The sequence below is a fragment of the Aequitasia blattaphilus genome, from assembly GCF_024721305.1.
Taxonomy (GTDB): Bacteria; Bacillota; Clostridia; order Lachnospirales; family Lachnospiraceae; genus Aequitasia; species Aequitasia blattaphila.
Genome location: NZ_JAMXOD010000020.1, coordinates 37,012 through 47,159, shown reverse-complemented (window position 1 = coordinate 47,159; position 10,148 = coordinate 37,012). Strand labels below are relative to the sequence as shown.

Sequence of the window (10,148 nt, the reverse complement as noted above, 5' to 3'; positions counted from 1 at the left end):
AGATTTCAGTCAAAAACCTTTTCATTGCCGACAGGCAAGTAAATCAATTCATCTCACTCCCTATAGAGGAAGGAGAATTCTTGATGTTTTTGTTAAAAAGCTCGCTATTTTTCTATACATACAACGGTCTCCTTTATGTGCATACTCATATGTATAATTCATGTTCGTGTTGATTTCAATGGGTTTTTTCATTAAATTCACATTATATTGCATGAACTTTTTTGGAAATATTACATTTTTCAACACTTATACGTTAGCTTTTGGTAAAAAACAGCCGTACTGCGTTGGGAGCTTGTTTGAGTTTTTATTTCGCTAAATTTTCCTGTATACGAAAGTTCACCATCTCCTGAATTAGAGTATAAGGAACTGGCTTTGTATAGGGAAGCTGTACCGTTCCCTTGGAGCACTTATACTCGGTCAACCGATCTGCAAATGTTTCAATTGCGCTGGGGGCAGGGTGGAATCCTATGTGATGCTTTGCCGCTGCAAAATGCACCAGATTTCCACGCAGAACAAAGGTCATCATCCCCCAGGAGATTTTCTCTGTTATATCTGGGTTACTGGCAAGAACAAGTGCTCTTAGTTTCTCAAGACGTTCCTTTGTCTCACCATCATATTGGGCGATGTAATCCGAAACCGTCTTAATGGTTGGTGATTCAGGGGTACGTTCTGTAATTGATACGTGAATTGTATCTCCTGGCTGTTTTTGGATTTTTTTACGGATATCTTTTCGGATTCCGATGATATGACACGGTGTTCCCATCTTCACAGCCTGTCCATCATAAGGTTCTCCATCAAAAGTAGCATGAACAGGAACCCGTCCTTTCCCAAATGTCTCTTTCACATCAAATGGAATTTCAACATAAGCACCATTGTGCTCTACCTCTTCTATAATCACAGCATCAAATTCATAAATTTTACCCATATTGTCACCTCCAAAACGTCTCTTTTCACACCATTATACATAATTATGTGTATTCTATCACATTATTATACGTTTTTATGTGGATCAAATCACATTATTATTGAATTCTTCGTTCCCAGTTCTCTAAATCACCTAAAACCGTTTGTATTTTTTGAGATGCTTGCGATCTTAAATGACCTAACCAAGAATAAAAAAGGATCTTGAGAAAATGTCTCTCGTAATAGATTCTCTTAATTTATGGGTAGAAAAAGCACTTACTACGGAGTGATGTTCGCCTTTTGAACTAGTTTGTCCATTGATTCCTCAAACCGTTTATCATCCTCTGCCGTCCTCTTTGACAGCCCTTTCAGATGATTTTTCTTCTTTGCGCTTCTGGCTTTCTTGGTCAGATGTCTTTCCATCAGCATTTGATCGATATTTTCATCGGTATACCATTTTCCATTCTGATGTATCCCATAGGCTCCTTTTCCCAGAATCATCGCCGCTACCCCATAATCCTGGGTTACAACAATATCCCCTTTTTGGCAAATACTTACCAGTTTGAAATCCACTGCATCCGCTCCTGCTCCTACGGTTATAACCTCACTGTAATCTGAGTGCAGCACGTGATTCGTATCACATAAAAGCGTCACGGGTATCTGATACTTCTTTGCTATATTCTCCACTATGGATACTACTGGACATGCATCCGCATCTACTAATATTTTCATTTTATTTCCCTTCTAACAGAAAATCGATCATATTTTTGTGAATAATACCATCTCTTGAAAAATCAAATTTATCAAGGGAAAGAACATACTTCGGATAATTATCGGTAATATCTTTAAATGCTCCAAATTCCCTTTCAATAACATCCTCGGTAGCTAATAAATACGCCACCTGATAATATTCATTCTTTCCATCTTTTGATGCCACAAAATCAATTTCTCCCTTTGTGGTCTTGCCAACATACACTTGATAGCCACGTACAATAAGTTCATTATAGACGGTATTTTCTAAGAGTGGACCAATCTCTACTTTCATCCCAGAACTTACTATCTTATCAAATCCAAGATCTGTTAAATAGATTTTGTCGCTCCTCGTCAATACTCTTTTCCCTCTGACATCATAACGCTTAACCTTATCTATAATCATAGAAGAGACTGCAAATTCAATATAATTATACAGTGTCTCCGTTGATATTTTAAGGTTAATGCTTTCAAAATATTTAGAAACCGAAGTGGCAGAAAATATCTGTGCCGGTGTTTGAATTAAATATTCCAACACTCTCTTGAACACTCCCACATCCTTTATTTTATTTCGTTCAACAATATCTCTTAAGATAATTGAATTGTATAAATCCTGAAGAAAAACTCGTTTATCCCTTTCATTTTCAAACTGTAATTGTTGTGGCATTCCACCCCAATTTATGTAATTCATAATATCATCATCATTTACCTGGTTCTTGCTTTTCCCCATGTATTCACAAGCTTCTGCAAAAGTAAACGGCATTATTTTGATACTTATATAACGTCCAGAGAGATGGGTTGCTAACTCTCCTGAGAGAAGTTTACTGTTTGAACCGGTGATGTAAATATCACAATCAAGGGTAGCCCGAAAAGAATTAATGGCTTTTTCCCACTCCTCCACTTCTTGGATTTCATCAAAAAATAGGTAGGTCTTCTTCCCCTTTATAATCTTCTCCAGCACATAATCATTCAATGCAAGTGCGTTTTTTATCCCAGCGTACTTCAAATCCTCGAAATTGATAAAGATGATTTGTTCATTCTCTACGCCTCTTTCCACTAACTCATCTATGATTTGCTGTAATAGAATTGACTTTCCGCATCTCCTGATTCCAAAAATGACTTTGACTAACTCATTATCATAAAACGGCCTGATTTTTTTAAGATAACCTTCTCTTTTAATCATAAATACACTTCCCTTCTAGATACCCCTATTCTAGCAGAATATCTTTCGAGAATCCAGTTTTATTTCGGTATATCGAAATAACTTCTAATTTTCTTGATTTATTTCGATGTACCGAAACAAAGTCGCCTCCTCTTATTCTGTCACTAATTCCGTCAATTCTCCTACGTATAGAACCATTAAGCGATGCATTGCCCGTGTACAGGCGATATAGAGTAAACCTCTGTCATATTCTGATGAGTAAGTTGCACGATCTCCATTTGGGATTATAACCTCGTCAAATTCCAGACCTTTTGACATGGGGATGGAGGTAATAATGGATTTCATCTTTTCATCCGAGGTCTGACTTAATTCCTGCTGTAAAATGTCATCCTGAATGTTGACAAAGCAACAATGGAATGCTATTCTTGTCTTGCGACATTATTTTAAAAACTGTCGCAATGTGATGTGAGGAGAAAAAGATGCCTTATTTATTTTCAGAGGAAGATCGAAAAAGAGTGCGGGAAGAAATGTTGAAAATAGGATTTGAACTGATTCGCGAGCATGGAATGACACATGCTAGTGTGGAGAAGGTAACGAAAGCCGCCGGATTAGGACGAACCACCTTTTATAATTTTTTTCCCAGTAAAGAATATTTTGTTTATGAAATTGCTGTGTCCATGCGTATGAAGCTTATGGCACATTTTGAGGAACTTCTGGACGGCAGAGACAAACTGCCGATTGCTCAAGCACAGGATTTTTTCAAAGAGATTATTTTTAATGAGGATAGTATCTACCAATATTTGACACCAGAAGACAAAGAAAAGCTCCGTGCTGAATTACCTCCGGAATGCTTTTTGGATATAGATGGAGAAGCCAATGTAATGAATTATCTTTTTCGTCATATGGAAAATGTACGGCCGGATCTCGATGAACATCTGATTGGCAACCTGCTGAAAATAATGGCCTTAACGCAAATTAATAAAGCAGAGCTTCATACCGATGCTTTAAATAGAACACTGGATCAGCTGTATGATCTGCTGTTTTCAAATATTTTTAAGAAAGAAGGGATGCAATGCAATTTATAGTTCTTTTAGAGGCCGTTGTTTGGTCCGTTCTCTGGTCCATTGTGGTCTTCACCTTAATCCTACGATTTCCTTGGCTCATTGAGCATGATTACCCAAAGGATATCCGCGAAGCCGCCAATATCCCAAGACCGTCTGCCCCTCAAAAACGAAATGGACTGATTTTTTCTATATTAGGATATTTCATTATAATTGGAACTTTAATGGGTGCCGGACTATGGCATTATCACAGTACCCCCATATCCTTCTGGTCATTACTCCTGCATCTTTGGATTATTTGCTTTTTTTGGAATATTGTTGATTTACTGATATTAGACTGGTTGATTGTTTGTGCCATTACACCTGATTGGCTCATGATACCTGGAACAGAACATTGCAAGGGATGGAAAGATTATAAGTTTCATTTTAATGGTTTTCTACAGGGCTGCTTTTATATGTCCCTGATTGCATTGGTCTTTACTGTGATTGACTATGGAATCTTGTATTTCTTCCTCTGGTAATATTTATGTGCAAAAAAACTAGCTGAAAGCTTCGTTACAATTTCCGCTAGTTTTTCCTTCGTCACTTTTTGCTTTATCGTTACAATATTTCATTTTTACTGATTGGTATCAAAATTCTCACTTCAAACCATGAATCCTTCCATGTTGCTTGTAGTGATCCTCCATATTTCTGTACTGTGCTTTGCATGCTTTTCATCCCAAATCCATGCGTGGTTCGATCACTTTTTGTCGTGACTGGAATTCCGTTCTTAAATCTAATTTCTTCCTTGCAGTAGTTTTCTGCACGTATCCTCAAAAAGTCTTTTTGTTGCAGAACCGATAGATGAATTAATCTCTTTTCTCTATCCTGCTCTTTCTCAACGCTTTCTATGGCATTATCCAATAGATTTCCAAATAAAGCACTCACATCCATATCATCCATAAAATTCAGTACACTGCCTTCTGCCACACAGGTCAAGGTAATTCCTCTTGTCTGGCAATATAAACTTTTACTCGTCAGTACCGTGTCTACAACGTGATTACCGGTCTTATTTTGAGCCTCATAGCTTTTGATTTCCTTCTCCATCTGTTCCAAATACTGAATGGATTTCCCATTTTTTGCTTCCATTTTCAGTATTCCAATCTGATGCTTCAAATCATGGTACTTTTGATTAATAATATCGATACTTTCTTGCGCCATTTGATAATTTCGGTATTGGGCATCTACAATATTCTGAAGTGTATTAACATCAAATATTCTCTGCAGTTCTTGATTTTGAAAATGATAAGCGTACAGAATCGCCAGGCCACACAAATCGGCGAATGTATGAATAATAAACAGCTCCTCCGCATAATTTGTAGAAAATGGTGTGTTGGGACTAATATAGCTAATATTACTTATTGCAAACGCTGCTGCCATAATACAAAGAACCACAATAGTTTCTCTTTTTGAAACCCGCATTTCATTTTTTTTAACAAAACTTCTCTCCATAATCAGGAAAACTCCAAATAAAATAGGGTAAATAATTATAAGAATCGCAACACCAAAAATCTCTTTTGAACTTATTTGTAATCGCGGCCACGCATAATAGCATAGCTGCCACGCAAGTGAACCTGCAAATTCACCCGTTATAAAAGCTCTTGAACAGTAATAAACCACCTCTAAGAAAGAAAACTCACAACAGATATAAATGTATCCCAATAAAATACAGAAAGTAACAATCATGCAGGGAATAAAAAGAAGAGCATTAATTCCATCTGTGATTGTCATAAATACAAAAATAGCAGCAAAAAAACAAATATGAGCCAAGAATAACTTCACTCCTTCTAACCGCCTCTTATAGGAGCTAATGTAAATAAAACAAATTAGCCAATAAGCAATAGAATAATAAAATCCAGGTGGATTTACACCCTGTCCCATACTCATTTCCCTACCTCATTCATGTAATTATTCAATGCATCCAGCATCATTTTTTTGCGGCTTCTACTGACTTGAATTGTATCACCTGCAACAATCACATCCACACTTTGAAAATGCTCTACATACTCTAAATTTACAAGATAACAACGGTGGCAGCGAAAAAATCCTTGCTGTATCAATGTCTCCTCAATATCTTTCATAGAACCTTTTGCCAAATACTCTCCGGATATCGTGTGAAATATCAAATCGTGATCTTGAACCTCCACATAATAGATCTTAGAAATATCAAACTTCTTTTTTCCACCCTTTATTGGAACGGTCAAATATTGTCCTGTGCGTTTTTTCATTCTTGTTAGCGCCCGATCGATTCTCTGAGAAAATGCAAAATACGAAACTGGCTTCAATACATAGTCCAAGGCCTCTACCTGATAACCTTTCAGTGCATATTGTGGCATATTTGTGATGAAAATGATAACAACTTCTGAGTCCGTCTCCCTTATCCTTGCTGCTGCCGTCATCCCATCCATGAATTGCATCTCAACATCCATTAAAATCACATCAAAGTTCGCTTGATAATTCTCTATAATATCTTCACCATCAGGAAAAACAGATACTCGTATTTTCGTTTTGCTCTCTTCTTCATAACGTTTTAGGTACTCAACTAGTTCTTTTACATACACCAAATCGTCTTCAACTAATGCAATCCGTATCATCATCCCAAGCCTCCAATCTATTACACGTTTTATTACTTAATAGTATAACCTTTCCATATAAATTAAACAACAGACAGGCATTCTTTCCGAATACCTGTCTGCTCTCTCTTTATACTAATCCTCTTTAATAATCCGGAAGAAAGATGTTATCATATTTAATATCCCGGCGCTGACACATAGAACCATGCCTATAATTGCACCATTCATATCCGCTGTTGTCTGCGCATTTTTCTCAAATGTCATGATACTTGCTATTCCCGCCACACGGACACTGATAAACATTCCAAAAGCAACCATTAAGCATATCCCTACGATTACCGGTAAAATATCAAATATCTTTTCGGAACCTAGTTTCTCCACGAGAATAACATATACTATTTCCACAATAATTGCCGCTGTAATACCTCCTGCAACAAGTGGATGTACCCCCTGATTTTTAAAATAAGATGAATTACAATTAATCAAATAGAATATAAGTGCTGCAAGCGCTATAATAATTGTTAATATTGAAAGATAAAATCCCATGGCCTGTTTTCTTGTCGGCTTCATTCCTATACCTCCTCTTTTCGTTTCATACTTCTAAAATACATAATCACTGCAAGAATCGTAAGGAGTGCAAATGCAATTTGTGCTGCTAATAATGCATTATCATACCACGTTCTTACATTTACAATTTTTGAATTTGCAGAGATTCCATCCATAGCATTGGAATTTGCAATTGCATAATTCTGCCATAGCATTGCGTTCTTTAGATCCTGTAAGAGTGTGGCATCTTTGCTCACATTCTCAACCGTCCAATATGGCCAGATTGCAGATACTGCGTCAATGTTATTTGCTCCCGTATTACAGGTCATTGTTACTCCACAATGTACCGCTTCTTTCAGTGTTGCATATTCTGCATCCTGAATAAAATCCTCTGACATCAAACCTTGGAATCCCCACTCTTTACGAAGAATATTTTGAAGTAATCCATAATGTGAATTATCCGTCGTACATCCCACACGATTATATGCCGTCATTATTCCCAATGCCCCCGCATCTTCAACTGCTGACTGTACACCTCTTAGCTCATTTTCACGTGCTTGCTGCTCTGTCATAAATACACTCAGACCCGTTCGATTGATTTCAGTATCATTAAAAGCGAAATGTTTTGGAGCAATAATACATCCATATTTCTTTCCACCAGATACGAAGGATGCCGCCTGATATGCCGTTAGAACTGCATCCTCAGAATAATACTCATGATTTCTCGCATTATAAGGTGTTCGATGGAGATTCGTTCCTGCTCCCCAGAAAATTGTAAGGTTCGACCATAATGAATAATTCCCCATCACCTCGCCGAACTCCGTTGCCAATTCCTTACTGAATGTTTGGGCGATTACAGTCGCATTGCTCATGACACCTGCTTTGTAATTCATGTTTTTATCATCGGGTGAAATTACATATGGATCATTAGATGCGGTATCTGTATTTGCGTATTGACCCAGAGGATATGAATTAAATCCATTTGGTCCATCATTTTGAATTACTTCCGGTGATATAATAGACTCTATTGTCTTTGTACTCGTCCCGCCAAACCCTGTTCGTATCATACTCTCTTCTAAAGTAATTTCATCGACTAAAGAAGACCATCTTTCGTCTTCAATATCCGTTACCCCTTTTAAATCAGCTAGTGACAATCCATTGTCTGCTCCAAAAACAATGGCCGAGGCATCTCCATTTTCCGTAATTTCATACGTATCATTATCAAGAACCTCCAACATCTCTTCTGTCGCAGTAATATCTTGATAGGTGGTTGGCCATGTACCACTCCAATCATTTCTCGACAAATAAGTTACCGTGTTCGGCATATAATAATTCAAATCCATATCTTCAAGTTGATTTTCTACTGCCACTCCAGTTACAGAGTAAGCAAATGCTGTAGAATTAAAATCCGAGAGTTCCCATGTCTTTACTTTATCCGTATTTCCATTTTTCGTCATTCCATCTGCTTCTGATTTTCCTTGCATTGCAAGTACATTATTAACTGCCTCATGAGATCCATTTCCTAATGCGAAATAATAGGTTCCTTCATCCAGAATATAATTTCCAGTAGTTCCTGCTTCGTTCTTATAGGTACTATCCCAGCTCGTCATATCCTGGGCATCTGCAGTAATAATTAGATTTACTGTTTCCCCCGGCTCCAGTGTATCTGTTTTTCCATAATCTAATAACTGAATTGCTGATTTTTCAACCTTATGCTCTTTATCATATTCAGTATAAGGCAAAGATACATAGAGCTCTACAACATCTTTTCCCGCAGCATCACCTGTGTTTTTCACAGTGACCTGAGCCGTTACTGTTCGCTCCTCCAGATTAACTTCTACTTGCTCTAATGTCTGTTCAAATGTCGTGTAAGATAACCCGTAACCAAATGGATAGGATACTTCATCGTTATAATTCCATTGACCATTATCCGCATTTCCTTGCTTTAGAACGCAATCTGCATATCTGGTTTCATAATACTTATATCCCATATAAATATTTTCTGCTTCAACCAATGCGGAATTAATTGCATGGGAATCATCTGCATTTGTGTACATATAGTTTCCATAATTTTGGGCAGCCGGAGAGTTCGCATTCGTAACTGCATATGTATCGGTTAAATGCCCTGATGGATTTACCTCGCCACTCAACACATCTGCAACACCATAAAATCCGTAGCCCCCAGGCAGTCCTATTTCTAATATTGCATCTACGCCGTCATTCTTCTTGATTTCATCGATTTCCATTGCACTTGCATTATTTAACAACACAACTACTTTTCCATTATTCCCTGCCTTTGCCTCCACGGCTGCATTAATTATATCGCGCTCCGTATCGGACAAACCTAAGGGATCTGTCTGGTTCAGCTTCTGTTCTGGATTGACGCCCTCTTTCCCCGGGGTATAATTCGCGTTTTCACTTCCCCCACGTGCAAGTGTGACAATCATAACATTGTAATCATTCAAGCTTTCTTTCCAGCCGGATTCTCCTTTATCCATATCCTCCTGACTGGCTTCTATACTTGTAAAGGTACCTCCTATCCCAGGTGCTGTCGTTCGATAATAGGTGGTCACTCCCCAAGGAAGTACTGCTTCCGATTTAAAACTTTCTTTCATTCCTTCGTATAGAGATTGAAGCGTTGGATTGATTTCATATCCCCTAGACTTAAATGCCGTTACCATATCTACCGTATCTGCATCTGTACCAACATTTTCAGATAACGAGCTTCCAAAATCGCCACCTTGTACAGGATAGTAACTACTAAATCCCATGAACGAAACTTTTTTCGTTTCTTCCTCTGATAAAGGCAGGGCTCCATTGTTCTTTAAGAGAACAGAGCCTTCCTCATTCATTCGCTCTCCCAAATCCTCAATTGCATCCAATAGCTCCGTCGTATTTGCATAGTCCGATGTGTAATTATATAATTCCTCCCCGTCCTCTGCCTCCGTTAGTATTTTCGTGCTCTGAGTCCCTAAATTCTTGTCAATGTCCGTTCGGAAACCATCCACAACCGCACCTGCTGTCAACGTAAGTGCAAGAAGAGATGCTGTTACCGTCGTGATTCCCCGCCACACCTGACGCTTCTTTGAATTTCTTTTCTTCTCCATTTTCTTC

The 10,148-nt window shown here is 37.9% G+C and carries 10 protein-coding genes; 2 read left to right on the top strand and 8 right to left on the bottom strand.

Features of this window, described 5'->3' with window-relative positions:
- Positions 1 to 304: 304 nt before the first annotated feature.
- From NHH15_RS15950 to NHH15_RS12560, 4 genes are all read right to left on the bottom strand, one after another.
- Positions 305 to 925, bottom strand: a complete 621-nt coding sequence (locus tag NHH15_RS15950) for a DUF1905 domain-containing protein (RefSeq protein ID WP_330639235.1) — start codon at positions 923 to 925, stop codon at positions 305 to 307.
- Positions 926 to 1,182: 257 nt separating this feature from the next.
- Positions 1,183 to 1,635 carry a YaiI/YqxD family protein gene (locus NHH15_RS12570; protein WP_262067001.1) on the bottom strand — a complete coding sequence of 151 codons (453 nt, stop codon included), beginning with the start codon at positions 1,633 to 1,635 and terminating at the stop codon, positions 1,183 to 1,185.
- A gap of 1 nt (position 1,636) precedes the next feature.
- Positions 1,637 to 2,836 carry an ATP-binding protein gene (locus NHH15_RS12565; RefSeq protein WP_262067000.1) on the bottom strand — a complete coding sequence of 400 codons (1,200 nt, stop codon included), beginning with the start codon at positions 2,834 to 2,836 and terminating at the stop codon, positions 1,637 to 1,639.
- A 132-nt stretch (positions 2,837 to 2,968) separates the two neighbouring features.
- The gene (locus NHH15_RS12560) at positions 2,969 to 3,211 is read right to left on the bottom strand and encodes an ATP-binding domain-containing protein (RefSeq protein WP_416386584.1); all 243 of its coding nucleotides are present in this window, start codon (positions 3,209 to 3,211) and stop codon (positions 2,969 to 2,971) included.
- Between the two features lie 83 nt (positions 3,212 to 3,294).
- Between NHH15_RS12560 and NHH15_RS12555 the strand changes: the two genes are divergently transcribed.
- Positions 3,295 to 3,900: a TetR/AcrR family transcriptional regulator gene (locus tag NHH15_RS12555; RefSeq protein WP_262066999.1), complete on the top strand. Its 606-nt coding sequence runs from the start codon at positions 3,295 to 3,297 to the stop codon at positions 3,898 to 3,900.
- The gene (locus tag NHH15_RS12550) at positions 3,888 to 4,397 is read left to right on the top strand and encodes a hypothetical protein (protein ID WP_262066998.1); all 510 of its coding nucleotides are present in this window, start codon (positions 3,888 to 3,890) and stop codon (positions 4,395 to 4,397) included. The genes NHH15_RS12555 and NHH15_RS12550 overlap by 13 nt, the downstream gene beginning before the upstream one ends.
- A gap of 79 nt (positions 4,398 to 4,476) precedes the next feature.
- On the opposite strand, the gene NHH15_RS12545 is transcribed toward NHH15_RS12550, so the two are convergent.
- The 4 genes from NHH15_RS12545 to NHH15_RS12530 all read right to left on the bottom strand — a co-directional run bounded on the left by NHH15_RS12545 (position 4,477) and on the right by NHH15_RS12530 (position 10,141).
- Positions 4,477 to 5,802 (bottom strand): ATP-binding protein, encoded by a 1,326-nt coding sequence (locus NHH15_RS12545; protein ID WP_262066997.1) that lies wholly within the window; start codon positions 5,800 to 5,802, stop codon positions 4,477 to 4,479.
- Positions 5,799 to 6,512, bottom strand: coding sequence for a LytR/AlgR family response regulator transcription factor (locus tag NHH15_RS12540; RefSeq protein WP_330639233.1), 714 nt, complete (start codon positions 6,510 to 6,512; stop codon positions 5,799 to 5,801). The genes NHH15_RS12545 and NHH15_RS12540 overlap by 4 nt, the downstream gene beginning before the upstream one ends.
- Positions 6,513 to 6,623: 111 nt before the next feature.
- Positions 6,624 to 7,058, bottom strand: coding sequence for a hypothetical protein (locus NHH15_RS12535; RefSeq protein WP_262066996.1), 435 nt, complete (start codon positions 7,056 to 7,058; stop codon positions 6,624 to 6,626).
- Between the two features lie 2 nt (positions 7,059 to 7,060).
- The gene (locus NHH15_RS12530) at positions 7,061 to 10,141 is read right to left on the bottom strand and encodes a glycoside hydrolase family 3 C-terminal domain-containing protein (protein ID WP_262066995.1); all 3,081 of its coding nucleotides are present in this window, start codon (positions 10,139 to 10,141) and stop codon (positions 7,061 to 7,063) included.
- Between the last annotated feature and the right edge of the window lie 7 nt (positions 10,142 to 10,148).

Coding starts and splice junctions, on each gene's coding strand:
- NHH15_RS12555 (WP_262066999.1), top strand. CDS start 3,295: ATGCCTTATTTATTTTCAGAGGAAGATCGAAAAAGAGTGCGGGAAGAA.
- NHH15_RS12540 (WP_330639233.1), bottom strand. CDS start 6,512: ATGATGATACGGATTGCATTAGTTGAAGACGATTTGGTGTATGTAAAA.
- NHH15_RS15950 (WP_330639235.1), bottom strand. CDS start 925: ATGGGTAAAATTTATGAATTTGATGCTGTGATTATAGAAGAGGTAGAG.
- NHH15_RS12570 (WP_262067001.1), bottom strand. CDS start 1,635: ATGAAAATATTAGTAGATGCGGATGCATGTCCAGTAGTATCCATAGTG.
- NHH15_RS12545 (WP_262066997.1), bottom strand. CDS start 5,802: ATGAGTATGGGACAGGGTGTAAATCCACCTGGATTTTATTATTCTATT.
- NHH15_RS12565 (WP_262067000.1), bottom strand. CDS start 2,836: ATGATTAAAAGAGAAGGTTATCTTAAAAAAATCAGGCCGTTTTATGAT.
- NHH15_RS12550 (WP_262066998.1), top strand. CDS start 3,888: ATGCAATTTATAGTTCTTTTAGAGGCCGTTGTTTGGTCCGTTCTCTGG.
- NHH15_RS12535 (WP_262066996.1), bottom strand. CDS start 7,058: ATGAAGCCGACAAGAAAACAGGCCATGGGATTTTATCTTTCAATATTA.
- NHH15_RS12530 (WP_262066995.1), bottom strand. CDS start 10,141: ATGGAGAAGAAAAGAAATTCAAAGAAGCGTCAGGTGTGGCGGGGAATC.